The organism is Phragmitibacter flavus, assembly GCF_005780165.1.
GTDB classification, from domain to species: domain Bacteria; phylum Verrucomicrobiota; class Verrucomicrobiia; order Verrucomicrobiales; family Verrucomicrobiaceae; genus Phragmitibacter; species Phragmitibacter flavus.
Window position 1 is genome coordinate 173,148 of record NZ_VAUV01000010.1, and the last position, 21,907, is coordinate 195,054.

General features: G+C 56.1%; 24 protein-coding genes. 15 read left to right on the forward strand and 9 right to left on the reverse strand.

The window, feature by feature from the left end; all coding sequences use genetic code 11:
* Positions 1 to 22: 22 nt before the first annotated feature.
* Entirely contained in the window at positions 23 to 1,198 is a 1,176-nt protein-coding gene (locus FEM03_RS14945) for a cysteine desulfurase family protein (protein ID WP_166442885.1), read from the forward strand.
* Between the two features lie 14 nt (positions 1,199 to 1,212).
* Here the strand turns inward: FEM03_RS14945 and FEM03_RS14950 are convergent, their stop codons facing one another.
* The 4 genes from FEM03_RS14950 to FEM03_RS14960 all read right to left on the reverse strand — a co-directional run bounded on the left by FEM03_RS14950 (position 1,213) and on the right by FEM03_RS14960 (position 4,326).
* A complete protein-coding gene (locus tag FEM03_RS14950) occupies positions 1,213 to 2,331 on the reverse strand; it encodes an Ldh family oxidoreductase (RefSeq protein ID WP_138087085.1) in 1,119 nt (372 codons plus the stop codon).
* A 29-nt stretch (positions 2,332 to 2,360) separates the two neighbouring features.
* A complete protein-coding gene (locus FEM03_RS14955) occupies positions 2,361 to 2,975 on the reverse strand; it encodes a hypothetical protein (protein ID WP_206171022.1) in 615 nt (204 codons plus the stop codon).
* Positions 2,976 to 2,998: 23 nt separating this feature from the next.
* Positions 2,999 to 3,172 carry a hypothetical protein gene (locus FEM03_RS24780; RefSeq protein WP_206171023.1) on the reverse strand — a complete coding sequence of 58 codons (174 nt, stop codon included), beginning with the start codon at positions 3,170 to 3,172 and terminating at the stop codon, positions 2,999 to 3,001.
* Between the two features lie 194 nt (positions 3,173 to 3,366).
* A complete protein-coding gene (locus FEM03_RS14960; RefSeq protein WP_138087087.1) occupies positions 3,367 to 4,326 on the reverse strand; it encodes a phosphoglycerate dehydrogenase in 960 nt (319 codons plus the stop codon).
* Between the two features lie 44 nt (positions 4,327 to 4,370).
* On the opposite strand from FEM03_RS14960, the gene FEM03_RS14965 reads away from it, so the two are divergent.
* The 4 genes from FEM03_RS14965 (at position 4,371) to FEM03_RS14980 (ending at position 6,195) form a co-directional block, all read left to right on the forward strand.
* Complete coding sequence (locus tag FEM03_RS14965) at positions 4,371 to 4,646, forward strand: hypothetical protein (RefSeq protein WP_138087088.1); 276 nt, start codon at positions 4,371 to 4,373, stop codon at positions 4,644 to 4,646.
* 216 nt (positions 4,647 to 4,862) lie between these two features.
* Positions 4,863 to 5,249, forward strand: coding sequence for a rhodanese-like domain-containing protein (locus FEM03_RS14970; RefSeq protein WP_138087089.1), 387 nt, complete (start codon positions 4,863 to 4,865; stop codon positions 5,247 to 5,249).
* Positions 5,250 to 5,380: 131 nt separating this feature from the next.
* Positions 5,381 to 5,701, forward strand: a complete 321-nt coding sequence (locus FEM03_RS14975) for a heavy-metal-associated domain-containing protein (RefSeq protein WP_138087090.1) — start codon at positions 5,381 to 5,383, stop codon at positions 5,699 to 5,701.
* Between the two features lie 65 nt (positions 5,702 to 5,766).
* Complete coding sequence (locus tag FEM03_RS14980) at positions 5,767 to 6,195, forward strand: thioredoxin family protein (protein WP_166442887.1); 429 nt, start codon at positions 5,767 to 5,769, stop codon at positions 6,193 to 6,195.
* Positions 6,196 to 6,368: 173 nt separating this feature from the next.
* Here the strand turns inward: FEM03_RS14980 and FEM03_RS14985 are convergent, their stop codons facing one another.
* Positions 6,369 to 6,734, reverse strand: a complete 366-nt coding sequence (locus FEM03_RS14985) for a hypothetical protein (RefSeq protein WP_138087092.1) — start codon at positions 6,732 to 6,734, stop codon at positions 6,369 to 6,371.
* A gap of 162 nt (positions 6,735 to 6,896) precedes the next feature.
* Between FEM03_RS14985 and FEM03_RS14990 the strand changes: the two genes are divergently transcribed.
* Positions 6,897 to 8,447 carry a hypothetical protein gene (locus tag FEM03_RS14990; RefSeq protein ID WP_138087093.1) on the forward strand — a complete coding sequence of 517 codons (1,551 nt, stop codon included), beginning with the start codon at positions 6,897 to 6,899 and terminating at the stop codon, positions 8,445 to 8,447.
* Between the two features lie 7 nt (positions 8,448 to 8,454).
* Here FEM03_RS14990 and FEM03_RS14995 read toward each other — a convergent pair whose 3' ends face one another.
* Genes FEM03_RS14995 through FEM03_RS15005 form a run of 3 tightly spaced genes read right to left on the reverse strand, consistent with a single transcriptional unit; the run spans position 8,455 to position 12,609 of the window.
* Positions 8,455 to 9,552: a substrate-binding domain-containing protein gene (locus FEM03_RS14995; RefSeq protein ID WP_138087094.1), complete on the reverse strand. Its 1,098-nt coding sequence runs from the start codon at positions 9,550 to 9,552 to the stop codon at positions 8,455 to 8,457.
* Between the two features lie 25 nt (positions 9,553 to 9,577).
* The gene (locus FEM03_RS15000; protein WP_138087095.1) at positions 9,578 to 10,261 is read right to left on the reverse strand and encodes a GNAT family N-acetyltransferase; all 684 of its coding nucleotides are present in this window, start codon (positions 10,259 to 10,261) and stop codon (positions 9,578 to 9,580) included.
* Between the two features lie 38 nt (positions 10,262 to 10,299).
* A complete protein-coding gene (locus FEM03_RS15005) occupies positions 10,300 to 12,609 on the reverse strand; it encodes an SGNH/GDSL hydrolase family protein (RefSeq protein ID WP_138087096.1) in 2,310 nt (769 codons plus the stop codon).
* A gap of 156 nt (positions 12,610 to 12,765) precedes the next feature.
* On the opposite strand from FEM03_RS15005, the gene FEM03_RS15010 reads away from it, so the two are divergent.
* From FEM03_RS15010 to FEM03_RS15030, 5 genes are read left to right on the forward strand one after another with little or no spacing between them, the layout of a single operon-like run.
* A complete protein-coding gene (locus tag FEM03_RS15010) occupies positions 12,766 to 13,311 on the forward strand; it encodes a flavoprotein (protein WP_138087097.1) in 546 nt (181 codons plus the stop codon).
* Positions 13,312 to 13,323: 12 nt separating this feature from the next.
* The gene (locus FEM03_RS15015; RefSeq protein WP_138087098.1) at positions 13,324 to 13,986 is read left to right on the forward strand and encodes a phosphopantothenoylcysteine decarboxylase domain-containing protein; all 663 of its coding nucleotides are present in this window, start codon (positions 13,324 to 13,326) and stop codon (positions 13,984 to 13,986) included.
* Positions 13,983 to 14,735, forward strand: a complete 753-nt coding sequence (locus FEM03_RS15020; protein WP_240772794.1) for an inositol monophosphatase family protein — start codon at positions 13,983 to 13,985, stop codon at positions 14,733 to 14,735. The genes FEM03_RS15015 and FEM03_RS15020 overlap by 4 nt, the downstream gene beginning before the upstream one ends.
* Before the next feature lie 5 nt (positions 14,736 to 14,740).
* On the forward strand, positions 14,741 to 15,286 hold the full coding sequence (gene ispF, locus FEM03_RS15025; protein WP_138087100.1) for a 2-C-methyl-D-erythritol 2,4-cyclodiphosphate synthase: 546 nt from the start codon (positions 14,741 to 14,743) through the stop codon (positions 15,284 to 15,286).
* A gap of 38 nt (positions 15,287 to 15,324) precedes the next feature.
* A complete protein-coding gene (locus tag FEM03_RS15030; protein WP_138087101.1) occupies positions 15,325 to 16,311 on the forward strand; it encodes a hypothetical protein in 987 nt (328 codons plus the stop codon).
* Positions 16,312 to 16,371: 60 nt separating this feature from the next.
* Here the strand turns inward: FEM03_RS15030 and FEM03_RS25625 are convergent, their stop codons facing one another.
* Complete coding sequence (locus tag FEM03_RS25625) at positions 16,372 to 16,836, reverse strand: LysM peptidoglycan-binding domain-containing protein (RefSeq protein WP_276609657.1); 465 nt, start codon at positions 16,834 to 16,836, stop codon at positions 16,372 to 16,374.
* Between the two features lie 230 nt (positions 16,837 to 17,066).
* Between FEM03_RS25625 and FEM03_RS15040 the strand changes: the two genes are divergently transcribed.
* The 4 genes from FEM03_RS15040 to FEM03_RS15055 all read left to right on the forward strand — a co-directional run bounded on the left by FEM03_RS15040 (position 17,067) and on the right by FEM03_RS15055 (position 21,875).
* Entirely contained in the window at positions 17,067 to 17,924 is an 858-nt protein-coding gene (locus tag FEM03_RS15040; protein ID WP_138087103.1) for a sugar phosphate isomerase/epimerase family protein, read from the forward strand.
* A 41-nt stretch (positions 17,925 to 17,965) separates the two neighbouring features.
* Positions 17,966 to 19,309 (forward strand): Gfo/Idh/MocA family protein, encoded by a 1,344-nt coding sequence (locus FEM03_RS15045; protein WP_138087104.1) that lies wholly within the window; start codon positions 17,966 to 17,968, stop codon positions 19,307 to 19,309.
* A gap of 204 nt (positions 19,310 to 19,513) precedes the next feature.
* A complete protein-coding gene (locus FEM03_RS15050; RefSeq protein ID WP_138087105.1) occupies positions 19,514 to 20,623 on the forward strand; it encodes a prenyltransferase/squalene oxidase repeat-containing protein in 1,110 nt (369 codons plus the stop codon).
* A gap of 70 nt (positions 20,624 to 20,693) precedes the next feature.
* Positions 20,694 to 21,875 carry a Gfo/Idh/MocA family protein gene (locus FEM03_RS15055; RefSeq protein WP_138087106.1) on the forward strand — a complete coding sequence of 394 codons (1,182 nt, stop codon included), beginning with the start codon at positions 20,694 to 20,696 and terminating at the stop codon, positions 21,873 to 21,875.
* Positions 21,876 to 21,907: the final 32 nt, after the last annotated feature.

Consider the following 21,907-nt stretch of genomic DNA (forward strand, 5'->3'; position numbering starts at 1 on the left):
TATCCTTTAGCCTTTCCCGATCTTGCCCTACCTCGATTCCAACGCCACGACTCAGGTAGACCCAGAGGTCTTTGAAGCCATGCTCCCCTTTCTCAAGGAGCAATACGCCAACCCGTCCGCGTCCTACCGTCAGGCAAGGCAGGTCCGGAAAGCCATCGACATTGCCCGCCAACAGGTGGCGGCCTTGATCGACGCCGAACCCGAAGAGATCATCTTCACCAGCGGTGGAACCGAAGCCAACAACGCCGCCGTCTTCTCCGCCCTCACTCTTCACTATCCCAACAAAACTCACCTCGTCACCGCCAAAACCGAGCACAGCGCCGTTCTTGAGCCGGCCAAACGCTGGATGATGGAAGGCCAGCCGGTCAGCTTCCTCAACGTCTCCGACGACGGACAGGTCAACCTGAACGAACTCGGTCACTGCATCATCCCGAACCAGACCGCCCTGCTCAGCATCATGTGGGCTAACAACGAAACCGGTGTCATCGGCCCCATCGCCCAGGCCGCTGGATTCGCTCATGAAAATGGTGCTTTGTTTCACACCGACGCCGTCCAGGCCATCGGCAAAGTGCCCGTCTCCGTCAAAAAACTGCCCATCGATTATCTCGCCCTCAGCGGTCACAAATTCCACGCACCCAAAGGCATCGGTGCCCTCTACGTCAGCAAACGCGTCAGGTTCAAACCCTGGATGCTTGGTGGCGGTCAGGAAAACGGTCGCCGATCCGGCACCGAAAACGTTCCCTTCATCATCGCCCTTGGCAAAGCCGCCGAACTGGCCATGAACCACCTTTCGCAAGGCACCAGTGCCGCCATCGCCACCCTGCGCGACACCTTCGAGCAAACCTTGCTGAACGCGATTCCCGGCAGTCGCGTGCATGGCGCATCCGCCATCAGACTCGGCACCACCAGCAACCTCTACTTTCCCAACATCGACGCGGCTGGTCTGCTGATCATGCTCGATGCCAAAAACATCGCCTGTTCCGGCGGTTCCGCCTGCCACACCGCCCAGTTGCATCCCTCCCATGTGCTTGAGGCGATGGGCGTGAGCGCCGAAGACGCCCAACGCTCCATCCGTTTCTCTTTCTCTCGCTTCAACACGCAGGACGAGGTCGCTTTAGGCACCCAGACCGTCATTGAATGCGTCAAAAAGATGCAGGAGCTCAAGGGCGACAACCTTGTGGTGCAATCGACCCCTTGAGCGATCCGTTCTGCTCACACGTCGTAAGTTGGCAACGCTGCCGTATCAAACTTCGGCAAGCCACACTCCTCAGCGATCTCGTTCAATGCATCAACTTCGGCATCGGTGAACAACAATCCGCCCGCCTTCGCGGTATGTTTGGCATTGTCGGCTTCAGGCTGCCCTGGAAGCAAACAGTTCTCGTTGCCGTGACCAAGAATATCATCAATCACTGCCTTGACGTTCTCCTGCTGACTGCGCCCTTTGGCAAACAGACCCGAACCCATCGCATCGGGATGAATCACTTGGAAATAGAACGAAGAGGTGCGTTTCTCACCTTCAGCCAGAGGCTTGTCCTTAAAATCTGGATGACCGCCCCCACCACGAATCGTCGGCAGCGAACCGCCGATCAATCCACCAAACACCTCGATCAACAGCGACAAACCATACCCTTTGTGTGCCCCAAACGGCAGCAACCATTGCGCCTTGTCAGGATCGGTGGTCGGATTCCCGTCCGCATCCACCGCCGCGTTTGGAGGCAAAGGTTTGCCCTCACGCCGAAGCTGCTGCACCCGGCCCATCGCCACGGTTGAGGTCGCCCAATCGATCACAATCGGATATCCAATCGCCTCTGTCGTCGGCAATCCCCAGGAGTGTGGATTCGTTCCCAACACCGGGAATTTCCCGCCAAAAGGCACTACTTCGCCGAGGGTCGACGTGCAATTCGTGTAAGCAATGTAACCGCGTTTCGCCGCCTCCATCACATAACCACCGCCCCACAGATAATGGAAGGCGTTGTCGACGCTCACCTGCCCGATGCCATACTGGTCCGCCAGTTCCATGCAACGGTCCATCGCCGCAAACGCCACGCTCTGACCCAACTTCAATTTCGCATCCCAAACTTCGCTGGCTGCAAACGGCTTTTTGATCACCTCGACCTCAGCTCCGGGCTTGCAGCCACCCACCGCCGAACCAAACAGGTGATCGAGGTGCAATGCCTTGATCGCGTTGTGAGTCCGAATGCCATGAACCGAAGCCAGTTCACAAAAACGCGCTGCATCCTCAGCCTCCGCTGCCGTGTAACCGCGATGCACATAAGCTTTGCGGACAAGATCGTTGTGGGCGTCAGTGGGAAGAATTCGGTAGGTCGGCATGATCGATTGGAAAAACAGTGGGCTGTCATTCAAGCCGAAGGTGGCACAAGAGGCAATATGAAAGGTTCAATTGCATCCGCAAGAAGCACGCTCCCTCCCGGCGGCACCACATTTACCATTAAGTCGACCGGCATCACCGCCCCCGTCGCCCCGTCCTTACGAAAATTGCGTGGAAACGCATCCGTGATCAAAATCCCATCCCGCTGTCGATACCAAGTGCAATATTGGTTTTCCGGATTCGCGATCAACTTCGCATCCACCTTCTCGAAGCCCATCGCCATCATCAGCGCCTCCACGTCTTCAAGTTCCGGCACCGTCTGGCCCACACCGATGAAAGCCTGGGAAATCGCCATGCGAGGCTCCGCATTTCCCAATCGCACAATCCCTTCGAATTCTGTTTCGAGTCCAAATACATGATCCAGCAGTGCCCATCTCGCCAGATATTCAGCAGGCAATGCGTCCCTCAGTTTGAGCTTGGAGACATTCAAAAAAGTCCTCGAATCAAACAACACATCCTCATCCATCGTCCTCCCGTAATAGCCCGGCAAGGTCACTTTCAACACCCGATCCTGCTCGCTGAGTTGAAGCGCAAAAACCTCATGCTTACCTCCAACACCAAGAAGCGGAAGCTTATCAATACCCATCGAAGCAAATGCCGCCAACTCGGCTATTTGCTGGGAACGACTTTGCGCGAATTGCTTGAGTTGATCCCTTCCAAAACGGAACGCCTCATTTCCTCCAGCGAGGCGCGCGGCTGATTTCGCGCAATCTGCCGCAGCACCGCTGGATCCGTAATGATCTGCGTTTTGGTTTTGGGAGTTGTGGCGTTGGTGTTCGACATAGATCTGAACTTCAATCGGAGAAACAAGTCAAGGATTTGTCGATGCGTATCAAATCACGTATCATGAGCATTATAAAGACATTTAGAACCGGCTGCAAACGCGATTTTCCTCGGATGAAAGCAATTAGATGTTCATCGGAGCGAGTTCCCGTGTGAACTCGCTCGCGAAAAAAATATCCGAATTCCGTTCACTATCACCACTTGTTCGCCTGAATGAAGTCCTTCTCGCCATTCAAATAGTTCACCAAGTTCAACGTCGCGCGCATCGCCTGACGCGGCACGCTCTCATAAGTCCGTGAACCAATGTGTGGCGTGATCAGCGCCTTCGGGTGCCTCAACAAAGCATGATCCGCAGGAGGTGGTTCTTCATCCAACACATCCGTCCCATAGCCGCCCAACTTGCCCGCGTCCAAGGCGGCAATCATGTCCGGCATGTTCACCAGTTCCGCACGCGAAGTATTGATCACCAGTAACTCCGGTTTCGAAATCGCAATGCGCTCCGCATTGATTAAATGCCGCGTCGACTCACTCAAGTTGGCATGCAGACTCAGCACATCGATCTCCGGCAACATCGTCTCGATTTTCTCATGACGCGTCACCCCGTGTTCCGTCGCAAAAGCCTCCGGCCAGTAAGGATCCAGACCATGCACCTTCATGCCAAAAGCAAGTGCCCGCTTGGCAACCTCTTGTCCGATCCTTCCAAGCCCAACAATGCCAATGCTCTTGTTCCAAATCTCATGGCCGGTTACCCGCTTCCACTCCCCTGCCCGCACCGCGTTGGCCGAATCTACCAAATTCCGCACCAGTGCCAGCAACAAACAAAACGTATGTTCCGCCACCGTGGTGTGATTCACCCCAGGAGTGAAAAGCACCGGCAACTTCTGCGCCGAACACGCTGACACATCAATCTTGTCCAAGCCGATCCCATACTTGCTGATCACCTTCAATCTCGGCAACGACTTGTCCAACACCGCCTGGGTGATCTCGTCATCCCCGCACAAAAACGCGTCAAAATCTCCCGCCAGTTCCAGCATGCGGCTTTCCGGCAGTGGCCCACGCTCGCGATGAATTTCAAAATTCTGCGACGCCAGCAGCTCGTGATGAGCGCCTGGAGTGTCCTGATAGGAGGTGGTGGTGAGAAGAACGCGTGTCATGATCAGTATGGCAAATAGCAGAACCAGTGCTAGTGTCCAGAAAGATGACAGCAGAACCTACCGCTAATGGCGATCAAATCATTGAACGCAACCTCGGCCAGCAGCCTATCGACACCGTTTTGACGGAGCTGCAATTGAACAATCACGATCTCGTCGCTCTCTGCGGCGAAGGCCTCACTCACAAAGCCATGCAACGCGCCCGCAAAGGCCGGCGCCTCACACCCAAGATGAAAGTGCGCATCACCGAGACCCTCAACATCTGGATTCGCGCCCAAAACCGCGAAACGCAATACCGGGTGCGCGACCTGTTCAATTACTGAGGACCAACGATTTTGGGGCGCTGGAAAAAAATCATAAATATTGTCCAACAATTGGCCGTTGAGTTGTCTTAGAGGGTGCAACATCTCATGCGCCGCACCGCGCTGGAGACTCATCGTCGTCAGATTGGGTGCAACGCACGGGATGTCGTAAAAAAGCTCTCAAAAGAGTATTTGATAACCAAAAACCTATCAAAAAAACAAAACACGACACTACACATGAAAAAATTATTCGCATTTCTCGCCGCCGCCCTCATTGCCGCTCCTGCTTTCGGAGCTGAGTATCCAGACATCAGCGTCACCGAACTCAAAACCGCCATCGAAGCCAAAAAAGTCACCGTCATCGACGTGAACGGCTCCGATTCCTACAAAAAAGGCCACGTCCCAACCTCCATCAACTTCGCTGAAGCCAAGGACGAACTCGCCTCCAAACTCCCTGCCGATAAAGACGCCCTCGTCGTCGCCTATTGCGGCAGCGAAAAATGCTCCGCCTACAAAAGAGCCGCTCAAGCAGCCAAAGACCTCGGTTACACCAACGTCAAACACCTTTCCGCAGGTCTGAAAGGCTGGAAAGAAGCTGGCGAAAAAACTGAAGCCGCCGAATAAGCCGCTTCGATTCGTAGTCTTTAATGGAAGCCTGACGGAACCAACCTTCCGCCAGGCTTCTTTATTTTCGGGAATATTTTCCCTGAATCCCCTCCTACCTAGTGCCACCTTTGCTTGTTGCTCCTTTCCCCATGAAATCCATCCTCTGCACCGCCGCCCTGCTTCTCACCCTGAACTCCCTCGGTCACTCGGCTGACGAAGGAAAAAGCATTCCCTATACTGCCACCGTCACCGGCGTTGTTTGCGGTTCCTGCAAAGCCCATGTCACTGAAGCCTTCAAAAAATTGCCCGGAGTCGAGGAAGTTCGATTCGCCAAAGGTGAAAAAGAAGGCACCCAAGTCGTCTCCTTCAATGCCGCCTCCACCACGCTCGCCAAAGAGGACGTGGTAAAAACTCTCGGCAAAGATGCCGCCCGTTACGAAGTGCTCGCTTTAGAAAAATCGGCCGACTGACCGGTATTTTTTGAATGAATCATTCCAACCCACTGTCTCACAAAACTCAGACCAAACACCTACTCATGAAATCCATCCTTAAATTCTCAATCCTCAGTCTGTTCGCCGCCGCCTCTCTCGCCGTTGCCGCCGACTTCCCCAAGGGCAGCCCCAAGTTCAACGACAAACTGGACGCCGCTCTTGCCGAGGCCAAAACCAGCAACAAGCCTGTCATCGCCGTCTTCTCCGCCGTCTGGTGCCCACCCTGCCAGATGATGAAAAAAGACGTTTATCCCAGTGAAGAAATCAAAGCGTATCAGGACAAGTTCGTCTGGGTTTACATTGACACCGACATCGAATCCAACGCCAAAGACGCTGCCAAATACAAAGTCAGCGGCATCCCCCACATTCAGTTCATTTCAGCTGACGGAAAATCCCTCGACAGCCAGATCGGTGCCTCCAGTGCCTCCGAGTTTGCCAAAACGCTTGATGGTGTTTTGAAAAAAGCAGGCTAAGCAAGCGGCTCCCGAAAGTCGTTGTCCCCGAGACGTTGTATAGTGTTTACCACTTCAGGGAACACTCAACTCATCCGCGTGAAAATACACGGGCGACAATATCTCAACAAAAAAAAGCGGAGCCGTTCGGCTCCGCTTTTTTAAAACTATTGGTCGGTTGACCAAGCGATGGCCTACTCGGCTGCTTTTTCAGTTTCAGGAGCTTCGGCTTCGACAGGGGATTCTTCAACCGCAGGAGCTTCAGCTTCCAATTCTTCGATTGCTGGGGTTTCAACCGCTGGAGTGTCTTCAGCAACGGGAGTTTCAACCACCGTTTCTTCAACTGCGGGAGCTTCGGCTTCAGGAGCTTTCGCGGCAACTTTCTTGGCCACTTTCTTTTTCACGGCTTTTTTGGCCGCAGGTTTTTCATCGGCTTCAACGGCGGCTTTTGAGGGGCGGCTGATCTTGCGGGCGACACCTTGCTTGGCGAGTGCCTTCTTGCGTTCAATGTAAGCTTTGAGACGGCGGCGTTTGACGATTTTTCTGAGTTGTTGTCCCATGATGTTGGATGAAGTGGAAAAAAGTGATTCGTAAACTCCCACCTTCCTTTGCAGTAATCAAGACAAATTCGACAAAGAGCGGCATTCAAGTTGCAAACTGACCCGTCCCTGACGTATCCAAGAAGCCTCTCCCTCCCCTCATCCGACCCATTTCGCCTGATCATGTCTCGTTCGCTTCTCGTTCTTTTGCTCATCACCGCCGGAGGTGTTGCCGCTGGCTTCTTTCTCCAGAAAAATTATGAGTCCGCCACGGCCAGCACTGGCAAAAAATCCGCGACAGGCAAACTCAGCGCTCAAGACCTTGCTCCGCTCACTGGCATGGATCCCAATGCCTCCCCGGCGGGCGAAGGAGGCGACCTTCAAGTCAACATTCTGCAAAGCCAGATCGAATATCTTGAGGAACAGAATCAACTTTTGCAGTCGGAAAACTCGCAACTCATCGATCAACTCGCCGCCCTCCGTGGCAAACCTGGCGGATCCACCTCCACGCCCACTCCATCGCCAGCACCCATGGCTTGCGCTCCCGATGCATCTACAGAAAAGGGCAGCGCGCCCGATCCCGATTTTGCCGGGATTGGCATGGAACTGCTAAAAATTCGCGGCATTACCGACATCCCGATCCCCACGGCCTTGGTGCCTCCAGCGGAAGTTGAAAAACGCATCTCCAAATGGTTAAGCACCCAGTTTGCTGCTGATCACGGTCGCAAACAAGGTCGTGCACTGGCCGCCCTTGGAGCCATCCCCCGCCCCGTTGACACCATCGCCTTGAAGGCTGCGTTTCTCAGTTACCAGATTGGTGGATGGTATGATGCCAGCGATGCCACTCTTTATCTTGCACAAGGAGTAGACGCCATCGGCCCGGCCAAAGAAAACGCCATGGCCCTGAGCTATGGTTATCTGTTCAAACAAAAAGGCTCCACTCTTTTCCCGCCAAACACCAAACCTCTGACCCTTGACGCACGACTCGGAAGAGAATCGATCCTCGCAGGTGACGCTGCCCAGTTGCGTTTTCTACATGCCCTGCAAAATCCCGCCACGGGTGGCGGCGGTGGGGTAGGCGAAGACCCTGATGATCCGTCGCGTCTCGTCCCGATTCCGAACTTTTTGCGCGAACTGGAGCTTCTCCCGTTTAGTATGGGACTTGATTTCATGCAGGCCATGCACAGCATCGGCAACTGGGAGCAAGTTGATGCCACCTACACCCGACCTCCCATCTCCAGCGCCGAGCTGCTCGACTCCCAAGTTTACCTTCAGGACGTTCCGTTTTCGTTGCTGCCTCTGGAATGGCCTGACATCAGCATCAATGGAGCTCAACCTTTCTGGAACGACACCCTTGGTCCTATTGGCGTGGTTTTGCTGCTGAAACAACACATCCCCGAACCTGTGGCCGCAGAAACGGTTCCTGGCTGGCTCAACGACCGACTGATGGTTTACGAAAACCAGAATCCCGGTCGGGACCACGTCGTTTGGCAGAGCCTTTGGCGCGACAGCAATGCCGCCGATGCGTTTTTTGGCGCGATGAGGACCTTTGTTTCCAACCGGCTCAAGGATGCCACCCCCAATCCCGAACCTTCCGCAGGAGTTTTCCAACTGGAGCACAAGGGCCGTATCATCCGCTTGACTCGCACTCATGGTGGCAAAGGCGTCCTCTACGTTGACGCGGCTGATCTCGCCGTTGCCGACGAAGCCTTCAAAAAGCTCAGCGGTTCCTAAAGGGCGATCACAAGGATTCACGCGATGCGAAATTTGGCATCACCTGCCCCCCTGATTTGGTGGCATGACCATCCGACGTTGGCTGCATGACCAGTCGGAAGATGCGTTTGGCAAATCCACCTGGTGATACCGTGTAGCGAGCCATGCGCGGCACCACATGATCCAGAAACGCATCATCGTCGCGGCACAGAAGCGCCATGTCCTGCGGGATGCGAATGCCGTGCCCCAACAGCACCGTCAGCACCGTCAAGGCATGCGCCGAGCGCGCCACCAACAAGGCTGTGGGTCGATTCACCTGCCGGATCAATCGCTGCACTGCGCGCTCGATCTGCTCCAGAGAACCATCATGATGCACGATGCGCCCTTGAACCGTATTCTGGCGCAACGCAGCCAGCCCTTCTTCGAATCCTGCTTCACTCTCCCAGTCGCCGCCAAACCGTTGCTGCTGGATCAGCATGGCTAAACGCCGATGGCCGCGCGCCACCAGCAGTCCCACCGCGTGCCGGCACGCAGCGCGGTAATCCTTGTCGACTGACGGCAGTTTCACCCCCTCAAACACCGAACCCACCACCACACAACGCACGGATTGCGCGGCAAACCATCGCTGCATCGCCTCAGTGCTTTGATACAACACCCAAACGGTTGAAGAGGCCGACTCGATCAAGGGGCGCAAAGCATGCTCCGGCTGTTCGCTCGAGAATCCGGCCTTGCCTACCTGCACATGCAAAAGATTCCCCGCCGCCGCAAGCTGACGACGCAATTCATCCAACCAAAGCATCACAAACGGCGGCATCATTTCCAGAGGTTCCGGAGACAGCAGGCACACCGACATGGGGCCTTTTACCTGCTCAGGCGCGGTCATCAACACCTTCGTCCGACACCCCTGGGTGATCTCGATTAATCCTTCCTTTTGCAACATCTGCATCGCCGCCCGCAGCGTTGGTCGGCTGATCTGCCAAAGATCGCACAGCACCCGTTCCCCCGGCAAAAATTCGCGCCATTTCCCCTGATTGATGGTCTCCCGCAACACCTTCGCCGTCTCCATCACCAGCGAATAACGTCGGGGACTGAGATCAATCGAAGCACGGTCGGAAGAGGCGGACATCGACCACGCTCCGCTAGGCCACAGGTTAAATCAACTGTCCAGTATCGAACGGATTCCTCACCCAAGTCTCCGATGCCCAATCGAAGCCCTCCAGTCCCGCAAAGCGTTTTTTGTAATCGTAAATCCCCGCTTCATGCGAGGCATAACCAAGATAGTGCCAGCGCCGCCCCTGCTCCATGGCTCGCTCGATTTCCTTCAACAAGGTGAAGATCCCCAAACTTCGGATGGAATGATCCGGTGCGAACAATCCATACACACTTGACGTTGCCAGCTCATCCACATCACAAAAACTCGCCGCCACACAAGTGCCCCCCAACCGGCACCTCAACAATTCGCAAGCACACGGGAAATTGCCAGGCATCAACGACACGAAGTCGTGCAAACTGGTCGGCACATTGTCGTGAAATCGATTCTTGTGGGCCTCAAAAACCTGCACCAGCTCTTCGTCCACCGACGCCGGCAGCCATTCACAGACGAGGTCTTCATTCTTACGCAAACCCCGCCGCTGACTTTTGCTCAACTCAAAGCGCTCCAGATCGATCCGCACCGGCACGATGTGCTGCCACTCACCGGCATGCACGTTCATGCTGTAGCGGAAGAACTGCGCTCCAAAATGTCGCCAGCCCAGCTGCCACAAATGATCCATCACACCTGTTGCGACCACCGCCTCCACCGCAAACTCTTCAAACAGCATCGGGTGGTGCTGCATGGTCTCGACAATCAGGAGGTCAAAACACCCGCGCCCGATCAATACAGACGCATGGTCCAGCGGTTGGTGGGTTTGTCGGTCAACTCCAGCACGTTCAGCGCATCCACCTGATCCCGATGAAGGCCGCCAAGGGTGATAAAATACGTCTCAAACGCCCCGCCCGTCGGTGAAGCCGCGTCCTTCTGCCACAAAGACAAATAGGTATTGAATCCGAGCTGGCTGTTGCCGTTTCCAATCTTCCATTCATGCAAATAGAGGTAGGCGCGCGGCAAAGCCACCGAGATGCGCCGCGAGCCGTCAGGGCGACTGCTCAGCTTGGCCTGAACCTTCTTGGCATCGTAAAACATCGCATACCCCGTGCCAAACACCCAAGGTTGCAATGCGCCCACCCGCCCGTCTCCATCGGCTGCCGCACCACTGATTCGCAGGGAATCCGTCGCCCCAGGCGTCAATCGTTTGCCATAGCTGCGGGCATCAATGTTGGTATCAATGAGGTAGGCCGGCTGCCCGCCCGGCGCATCCATCATGTTGGCACCAAACACCTCCCAGGTGAGATAGAGTGCGTTGCTGTCAGCATCCGCCCGGAAACGCACCCCCGGATTGTCCGCGTCGGGCATCTTCTCATCGATCGGCTGGCCGAAGTCCGTCGCAGGATTCCCCTTCACCAGCTTCACCTCCTGCTTCAAACCCATGTTGCGCGACAGCTCAACCTTGCGATCAAATCGATAGGTCAACCCTTCGCTCACCAAAGTCATTGTGAGGATGCCCTTCAAGCGGGTTGCCCCTGTCGAAGGCAATGCAAACGGCAGATTGATCGGCGAAGCCTCACCTCCGGCTGCGTTGAAAGTGCCGTTCCACTTTTGACCCGAAAATGCAGCCTCCCAGGTTCCCTTGATAGGATTCTTCGACGTATTGGCCACGCGTGCCTGCAGTTCCACCGTGTTTTCAAGATTGAATCGCGTGCCCAAATCCCAAACCACCGCCAGCGGCTGGATCATGGCATCAATGTCATTGATGTGAACCATCTCGGTGTTCGCATGCATGATCGAGAAACAAATCGACGCATCCGAGAAAGGCATCCCGCCTGCGAAGGTCTCCTCAGAACGCGGCAGCCAGGTGATTTTCACCTCCGTCTTTTTGCCCGGTTGCAGCACCAGCCGCGTGGGAGCCTGCAAAGGTTTCCAATGCCTGGCCACCAATGGCAACAGGGTAATGGTTTGCTCGTCTTTGGTGGTGTTCTCCAGATCGTAGGTCAACACGCACTGTTTGGTGCCTTCCATGATCAAATTGGAATTGGACACCTTCCAGGGCAGAGCTTTCTCTCCGTTGAGCAACTCCTTGAAAATGCGTTTGCCCAACTGACGGTGAAAATTCGCATCAGGGTGAACCCAATCAACAATCTCGCCGTGATTGAAAAATTTGCGGTAGTCATCCACCACCTGATTGAACAATTTTGCCGCCCGCTTCTCGGGGTCAGGATCGAGCTGCTCCAGCATCGGGCTGATTACCGGACTCTTGTGCACAGGAGCAGTAACAGGGCTCGGAGCCCCAGTCTCGGTCTCCGTTTGAGCCTTGGCCTCTTCAGCCTTTCTCTTCTCCGCCTCTTTCTTCGCCGCATTCAAATGCGCACTGCGATCATCCAACCTCACAAACCAGTTCAAATCCCCCAAATCCGCAAACCACACTTCATTCGCCACCGCCACTTCACGCATCGCGTTGGCATAGGGACGCGTCAGCGCTAAAAGCTCCTCTGGCGGATCTTCCACCGTCAACGAAGGCCCAAACAACAACAGATCAGCCCCATTGGCACGCACCAGAGCAATGATCTCCTCCAGCGACTTGCGGTATTTCTCCAAACCCTCGTTCAGCGTCGCGTCATTGATCCCAAAACTCACCATCACGAGATCCGGCTTGTTCTCGAAAGCCTGCGTGGTCAGCGGCTGCAGCGCATGAAACATCAGCTTCCCGCCGCGAGACAAATTTTGCAGCGTGATCTCCACCCCGACCACTTCGTTCAACTTCTCGGGCTTGCCCTTCCCGGGTCGGATCACCCTCACCCCGCCCGGATAATAAAACTGCGAGGACAACTCATTCAAAAACACCGTCTGATAAGCCAGCAGGGTGTTGTTGTATTCATCGCCATACCCATACATGGTCATCACGCTATCGCCCAAACTAACCACATGGACCGGATTGCGCTTTGCCAGCTTGGCATAGGTCCGCGGCAGGAATTTTTTCATGCGCTCCTCCTGCTCTGGAGACAAATCATAGTCATTCGCCCGCAGCGAGGTGACTCCAATGGCAATCAAGGCCAGCAAAAAGGAACAGCGAAGAACGGAAGCGATCATGGGCAAATCGCCTATTACCCAGCCTGCCGATCATTTCCAGCGCTTTTAATTGCCACCGATCGCTAGTTGCTTGCATCCTTGCAGTGACCAGCCACACTGCGAAGCCGGACGAGTCGCACCACTTTGCCTCGCTCCAGCGTATCTGATCCTATTCCCATGAAAAATGTCCTCCTCGGCATCAGCGGTTCCATCGCCGCCTACAAGGCCGCCGACATCACCAGCCAGCTCGTCAAGGCCGGCTGCCAGGTCACCTGCATCATGACCACGCACGCGCAGGAGTTCATCACCCCACTCACCCTGCAAACCCTTTCCAAAAACCCCGTGGTCACCAACCTCCTCGACGAAAAAGAAAGCTGGCGGCCCACCCACATCCAGCTCGCCGACAACGCGGATCTCCTGCTCATTGCCCCCGCCACCGCCAACCAGCTCGCCGTATTGGCCAATGGATTTGCCCACGATGCCCTCAGCGCGATTGCCCTCGCCACCCGCGCGCCCATCCTCATCGCCCCCGCCATGAACGGCAAAATGTGGCTGCATCCTGCCACCCAGCTCAACGTCGAAAAACTTAAATCGTGGGGCTGTCAGTTCATCGATCCCGACGAAGGCATGCTTGCCTGCGGCTATGAAGGCGTCGGACGCCTCGCCCCCGTCGATCTCATCGTCAACATCACGCTGAAACTCCTTCAACCCACCGACGAGTAAAACCCAATCGCCATGCGTTTTCTCATCACCGCAGGCCCAACCCGGGAACCCCTTGATCCGGTGCGCTACCTCAGCAACCGCTCCTCTGGCAAAATGGGCTATGCTATCGCCACGGCCGCCGCTGAAGCCGGTCATCAGGTGGTTCTCATCAGCGGTCCCGTCAATCTTCCCGCGCCTGCGGGTGTCACCATTCATTCGATCCAAACCGCCCAGCAAATGTGGGAAACCACGCGCGAACTCCTGCGCGACGAAGCTCCCGACATCGCCATCCTCGCCGCCGCCGTCGCCGATTACCGTCCCAAATTCCAGCACGACCAGAAGATCAAGAAACATCAGGATAGCCTCACCCTCGAACTTGAACGCACCCCCGACATCCTCGGCTCGATGCGCCAGCCGTTCAACTTCAGCGGACTCCTCGTCGGATTCGCCGCCGAAACCGAAAACCTCATCGCCAATGCCATGGACAAACTCCAGCGCAAACACTGCGATCTCATCATCGCCAACGACGTCAGCGGCAGCGACACAGGGTTTGACACCGATCAAAACGAAGTCATTCTCTGCTTCCCCGACGGTCGTGCCGAAACCCTGCCCAGGCAGTCCAAACACGACCTCGCCCGCAACCTTATCCAGCGCCTCACCGCCCTCGCTTTCGCCATCGACAAACCATCATCATGAGTTCCCTGTTAAGCGCCGCTCTTGAAGCCGCACACGCCGCCGGTAAATTGCAAAAGGAACACTTCGGTTCCGATCTCGCCGTCAACGAAATGCTCAAGCACGACATCAAGCTCGACCTTGACGTCCGCAGCCAGGAACTCATCACTGAAATCCTGCTGAAACATTTTCCCGACCATCACATTCTCGGCGAGGAAGGCGACGCGGGCACCGTCGGCAGCGACACGCAGTGGATCGTCGATCCCATCGACGGCACCGTAAACTACTTCTACGGCATCCCCCATTTTTGCGTCTCCATTGCCGCCCGTCATCAGGGCGAACTGGTCGTCGGCGTCATCTACGACCCCATCCAGGATGAAACCTGGGCAGTTGAAAAAGGCGGCATCCCCACCCTCAACGGCAAACCCATCCGCACCAGCTCCCGCGCTCACGTCAGCGACGCCGTCGTCACCGTCGGATTCTCCAAAAGCCGCAAAGCCCTCGAAGCCAGCTTTGATCGATTCAAACGCATCGCTGTCGACGTCCGCAAAACCCGCATGCTCGGCAGTGCCGCCCTCGCCCTCGCCTACATTGCCTGTGGCCGGCTCGATGCCTACATTGAAGAACAAATCAGCGACTGGGACATCGCCGCTGGCAAACTCCTCCTCGAAGCCGCCGGTGGAGATTTCAATGTCACCCCCAGCGAAGTCCATCCCGGCAAGCTGTTCGTCTACGCCACCAACGGCAAGGTCGATCTCTCGTCCTATCTCTGATCCAAATGTTGAAGGCCCTTCTTTCGTCAACTCCATCATCAACCCGGCCCGCCTGTCCGCGTGTAGGCATCGGCTACGACGTCCATTGTTATGCCGAAGGTCGCCCCTTCATTCTCGGCGGCGTTCACATCCCTCATCATCAGGGCCTTCAAGGTCACTCGGATGCTGACGTCCTGTGTCACGCCATTGCCGATGCCTTGCTCGGGGCTCTCGGTGAACCTGACATCGGTTTCTGGTTTCCCCCTTCCGATGCCAGCATCGAAGGCATCAGCAGCTTAAAAATTCTTGAGAAGGCTGCCGCCATCGCCGCCGAAAAGGGCGTCACCATTGAAAATATCGACAGCACCGTGATCGCCGAAGCCCCCAAGATCATGCCGCACACGGCCGCCATGAAACTTTGCATTGGCAACGCGCTTGGCATCACCACCGATCGCGTCGGCATCAAAGCCACCACCAATGAACGCATGGGTTTTGTCGGTCGCGAAGAAGGCGTCGCCGCCATGGCCGTTGCCAGCGTCACCTTTCCCGGTGTCAGCAACTCCGTTGATTGATTGCACGGGCCCCGAGCCGGGACTAGAGATACCGCATCATGCGGTGGAAGTTCGTTGCCAGCCTGTTGCTTCTGACCACCACCGTCAGCGCCCAAATCGTCGACACCGACTTTGAAGGAGCCGCAGTCGGAGTCGCGAGATCGCAAGCCGGTGGCAAACCCCTCCGATTCACCCCCATCGCCAACGATGGCAACGAACACTGGTATTTCCGCATCACCGGCCTCACACCCCATCAACCGCTGACCCTCACCACGCCGGTGACTGAAAACACCCCAACTCGAGCCAGTGTCTCCTTCGACGCTGGTCAAAGTTGGGAACTCACCTCGCCAGGTCATATCATCAATGGCGACATGACCTATGCGATTCAGCCAAGACAAGCCTCGCTGCTATTCGCCAGTCAGCCCCCACTCACCCTCTCGATGGTCGAAGGCATCATGGAGCAACTCGCCAAAAACAATCGAGGCATCGAAATCAACCGAGTCGGGCCTCCAAAGTTTGAAGTTCCCCTGCTGCGCTTCTGCGAAGGCGACCGCGTGGAAGCACGTCGCATTGGCGTCATCATCCGAGGAGATCGAAAACCAGTGGCATCCTGGTCGGCCATCGGATTGAGCCAATGGCTTGCAAGCGCTTCGCCCGACGCGGTGTGGTTGCGCCAAAACGCCGAAGTTTTGGTCATTCCAACGATGCATCCAGCGCGCCCCGAGGTTTCCATGCATGCGATCAGCGCCATTAAAGCATCTATCCTCCAAGAAGACCGTCACCATCTGCTCATCGAGCTCAGCCAGGCGAGTCCGACAGCCACAAACATCCACATTCAATCTCCCGAACAAAATCCTCATCCCTACCTTCACAATCTCCTCACCCATTCCCTCTCCTCAGTCATCCCCGTCCAACAATCCCCCATTGATAAATCAACTTCCTGGCAAATCGACATTCCCTGGAATCACGCGGCCGGAACCATCTCAACCTATCAGAAGATCGGAGCGGCCATCGCGGAATCGATCGCGCTAACGCTTCAACGCTGAGACGAAAAAAACCCAAGTGGCGCTTTGCCTACTTGGATCTTCATTACTGTCTCCCTCAACTCAAGGAATCACCAAACTCTGTCCAGGTCGAATGATGTCGGAGGTCAATCCATTTGCGCTCTTCAACTTGCTCACGGTCACCCCATTGTTCAGGGCGATTCGATACAAGGTATCCCCCTTCTTGACTGTGTATCCGCCACCACCGCTGCTTTGCTTTTTCTTTTTGGGTGCCGGAGCAGAATACGAAGGTTCCGGCTCATAGCTTGGGGGCGTGTAGCTCTGCTGAGGAGGCGTGTATTGCTGATACTGCTGCTGCTGATACGCCGGTTGCTGCTGGGTCTGCTGATATTGTTGATACTGGTCAGCACCGCCAGCGGCAGCACCCGAGGAACCAGGATAAGGATTGTAACCACCATCGGAAGCATACTCCGGATATTCCCCGCCCGCTGCAGCGCTCGTCGTTTTACAAGACGTGCCGACAAAAGCCAGAGCCGCAGCGGCAAACAACAGCGAAAGCGATTTCACTGAACCAGTGGTTGAAGAAGAGCATTTCATCATGGTCAAAAGTTGCAACAATTAGGTAAACTATTAAGAAATGTCAAATAATGCAAAGGTTTTTGTCTCCACGCATAAACGTCGAAAACTTGCCGTTTGAACGAACGTTCTATGTTTCCCGCCTTTTATGACGTGTCATGCCGCGATTTCTTCACAGCAATGTTGCATCCTTCTCGCGGACTCCCTAGTTTGACAGCCCCATGAAAATTGGATTTAATTTGCTCCTCTGGACAGGTCACGTGACCGAAGATAACTTTTCCTTGTTCCCAAAACTGAAGGCCATCGGTTACGACGGCGTCGAGATTCCCATCTTCGACACCAGCGATCCCGCCCACTTCAAAAAGATCGGACAGGCGCTCAAAGACAACGGCCTCCAAGCCACAGCCGTCACCGTCTGCCCTGACGATGCCCACAACGCCATCAGTTCCGACGCTGCCAACCGTGCTGGAGCCGTCGATCACCTCAAAGCGGTCATCGAATGTGCCAACAATGCCGACGTGCAGGTTCTCTGTGGCCCTTATTATCAGGTGCTTGGCCAGTTCAGCGGCCTTTTCCCCACCGAAGCGGAACTCGACTATGCCGCCGAAGTTCACCGCACCATCGCTCCCATCGCTCAAGATGCCGGCGTTAAATGCGCCATCGAAGCCCTCAACCGTTTCGAATCCCATCTTCTCAATACCATGGAGCAGGCCGCCAGCTATGTGAAACGCGTCAATCATCCGAACTTCGGTTCCATGTATGACACCTTCCACGCCAACATCGAAGAAAAAGATCCCATCGGTTGCATCGACACGCTCAACGACACCGGCAAACTTTTCCACATGCACATTTCCGAAAATGATCGCGGCACCCCAGGTCGTGGACACGCCCCCTGCCGCGAAGCCATCCGGAAAGCCAAAAGCATCGGCTACAATGGCTGGCTGACCATCGAAGCCTTCGGTGGTTCTCTTCCCGACCTCGCAGCCGCCACCCGTGTCTGGCGCGATTTCTTTTCCTCCCCGGAAGAAGTTTACACCGAAGGTTACCAACTCATCCGCTCGACGCTCGACGAGGCCTAAGTCATCAAATCCACGCCCGCAAGATTATCCAAACGCAAACCATGACCACCCACGAACCCAACCACCACGGCCTTTACGTGCCCCAAACCCCATCGCGCCGCGATTTCCTTCGCGGTGGCATTGCCGCAGGAACCGGCCTCGCCTTTAGCGCCGCGACGCATGCCCATGCCGCCAGCGAAAGCCAGGTCAAAATCGGCCTCATCGGCTCCGGTGGTCGTGGCTCAGGTGCCGCCTCCCAGGCTCTCAGCACCGGCAACAAAAACATGGTCCTCTGGGCCATGGGCGATGCCCACAAGGACCGTCTCGACGGTGCCTACAGCAATCTCAGCAACAAATTTCCTGACTCCGTCAAGGTTCCCGATGAACGCAAATTCGTCGGCCTCGACGCTTATGAAAAAGTGCTCGCCGATTGCGACATCGTGATCCTCGCCACCCCTCCCGGATTCCGCCCCTACCATTTCGAAGCCGCCATCAATGCCGGCAAGCATGTGTTCATGGAGAAACCCGTGGCCGTCGACGCCCCCGGCGTGCGCAAAGTCATTGAGGTCGCCAAGATCGCCGATCAAAAAGGCCTCAAGGTCGTCTGCGGCCTTCAGCGCCACTATCAAAACTCCTACCTTGAATCCCTCAAGCAGGTCAAGGAAAACGATCTCATCGGCGACATCGTCGGCGGCCAGGTCTACTGGAACAGCACCGGCGTTTGGGTGAAGGATCGCCTTCCCGGCCAGACCGAACTTCAATACCAATTGCTGAACTGGTATTACTTCAACTGGCTCTGCGGCGACCACATCGCCGAACAGCACATCCACAACATCGACGTCGCCAACTGGTTCATCGGTGCCAACCCCATCAGCGCTCAAGGCATGGGTGGACGTCAGGTTCGCACGGACAAAAAATTCGGCGAAATCTTCGACCACCACTACGTCGAATTCACCTACCCCAACGGCGTCCGCATCAACAGCCAATGCCGTCACCAGGCCGGTTGCAAAAACGAAGTTCGCGAAGAACTCGTCGGCACCAAAGGCATCCTTTATGTCGGCAGCCACGCCGTCGACCACAAAGGCAAAACCATCTGGCGCTACCGCTCCGAAGCCCCCGACCGCAAAGATCCTGATCCTTATCAGGTCGAGCACAACGTGTTGCAGGACGCCATCCTCAACAACAAACCCAAAAACGACGCCTACTACACCGCCGACAGCACCATGGCCTCCGTCCTCGGACGCATGGCCACCTACGGCGGTAAGGAAGTCAAATGGGATGCGGCGATCAATTCCAAAATCCAGCTCATGCCCGCCAAGGTCACCTGGGAAACCGAGCCACCGAGCAAGCCGAAGGAAGACGGCAGCTACGAGATCGCCGTTCCCGGTGTCACCGTCGTGGTGTAATCACCGAGCAAGCAAAAACTGTGGGCCGCCTCGCACGCTGCCCTCACTCCAAGACAAAACAAAACACACCCCCGGTTCGCAGCCCACTGCGGACCGGGGCTTTTTTTGTCTCCGAACCGCACTCCCCTTTATCGAAAACTTTCACATCTTTAAATCCCGGCTACTAAAAACCCCAAGTCCCTCCGTTTACCTGACAGCGCCATCATGTTTTTCCTCTCCAAACCGTCCTTCCTGCTTTTTCTACTCCTGCTGAGCGTTTCGATAACGTTTCCCGACCACGCCGACGCTCAGGTCCAGACCGTCAGACCCGAGGTCAAAAACGCCATCGACAAAGGCCTCACTTACCTCCTTACCCAACAACGCCAGCAAGGCTGCTTCCTCGACGAAAACAAAGACGACCCCGTCCCCCAACACAGCGGAGCGATGACCTCCCTCGTCATCATGGCGCTCAGCAGCATCGGACACATGCCCTCCGATCCCACCCCCGAAGGCCGCGCCGTCGAACGTGCCCTGCGTTTCATGACTGACGCCATCAAGCCCACCGAAAACGGCTATCTCGGTCAAAGCGACCGCTCCCGAATGTATGGACACGGCATCATGACCCTCATGTTCGCCGAGATGATCGGCCAAAATCAGGACAAGGAACTCGATCCCCTCCTCCGCAACCGACTCCAGAACGCCATTGACCTCATCATGCGTGCCCAAGACGTCATCAAAAGCGATTCCAACAAAGGCGGTTGGCGCTACGAACCTGGCAGCAGCGACTCCGACATCTCCGTCAGCGTCTGGCAGGTCATGGCCCTTCGTGCCGCCAACAACGCCGGACTCAAAGTCCCCAAAGAATCCATCGACAAAGCCGTCGCCTACATCAAACGCAGCTATCGCAGCGATCGCGATGCCCAAGGTTTGCCCCTCGACATGGAATCCGGATTCACCTACGAACCCAACGGCGGACGGCGCACCTTCTCCACCACCGCCGCCGGACTCCTCTCCCTTCAGGTCTGTGCCGAATACGATGCCCCCGAGGTCATCGGCGGAGCCAACTTCCTCATGAAGAACCCTCCCGAAACCAAAGAACCCTGGTTTTATTACGGCACCTATTATTATTCCCAAAGCATGCACCAGTGCGGCGGCGAACAAGCCTCGACGGCACGTGAGATTACTGAAAGTCTGCTCCTTCCTCTCCAGCAACCCGACGGTTCCTGGCACCCCAAAAACGGCAATGAAAAAAGCGCCGGACCCGTTTACGCCACCGCCCTCGCCGTCCTCAGCCTTTCTATTCACCACCACTACCTGCCGATCTACCAGAAATAGCAGGCACAAAACCAAGGACCGCGAAGTTTCATTTCACTTCGCTTCATCATCCATCAACCATCCATTTCCCATGAACCGCCGCCACTTCCTCACCACCACCATTGCAAGCGCTGCCACCTTCCCACTCCACGCCGCCTCATCCACCCCCATGACCGTCGCCGTCATTGGCGACACCAAACGCGGAGCCTACGGTCACGGACTCGACACCCTCTGGCTCGAACTTCCCCAGCAAACTCAAATCGTCGCCGTCTCTGATCCTGATCCCGCTGGTCTCGCCAAAGCTCTTACCCGACTCAAAGTCGAACGCGGATTTGCCAGCTACCAGGAAATGCTCACCGCCATCAAACCCGACCTTGTCGCCATCGGGCCGCGCCACATCGATCAGCATCACGACATGATCCTCGCTGCCACCGCCGCCGGGGCCAAAGGCATCTACCTCGAAAAACCCTTCTGCCGGACCCTGCTCGAATCCGACGCCATCCTCGCCGCCTGCAAATCATCCAATACCAAACTCGCCCTCGCCCACCGCAACCGCTACCACCCGGTCCTGCCCGTCATCAAAGATCTCCTCGCCAAAGACGAACTCGGCCGCATCCTTGAAATCCGCACCCGCGGCAAGGAAGACAAGCGCGGCGGCGGACTCGACCTCTGGGTGCTCGGCTCCCACGTTCTCAACCTCGCCGTCTACTTCACCGGAGCTCCCACCGCCTGCACCGCCACCGTTTACCAAGATGGACGCCCCATCACCAAAGCCGACGTCATGGAAGGCGCTGAAGGCATCGGACCTCTCGCCGGAAGCCAAATCCATGCCCGCTTCGAAACCCATTCCGGCATCCCCATCTTCTTTGACTCCATCATGGAAGCTGGTAGCAAAGAATCCGGCTTCGGCGTCCAGATCATCGGCACCAAGGGCATCATCGACCTGCGCATCGACGAAGAACCTCTCGCCCATTTGCAACTTGGCCATCCCTTCGATCCTACCAAACAACCCCGCACCTGGACCCCCATCACCACCGCAGGCATCGGCAAACCCGAAACCATCGCCAATATTCGTCAACAAGTGGGCGGCCATCATGCCCCCGCCCTCGATCTCATCGCCGCCATCAAGGAAAACCGCGACCCGCTTTGCAGCGGAAAAGAAGGCCACACCACCGTGGAAATGATCAGCGCCGTGTTTGAATCCCAACGCCAAAACAGCGCCCGCATCCCCTTCCCCCTCACCGAACGCCGCAATCCGCTCAGCCTCTTCTGACGTCTTGCCAAATTCCATCTTTCGGCTAAACT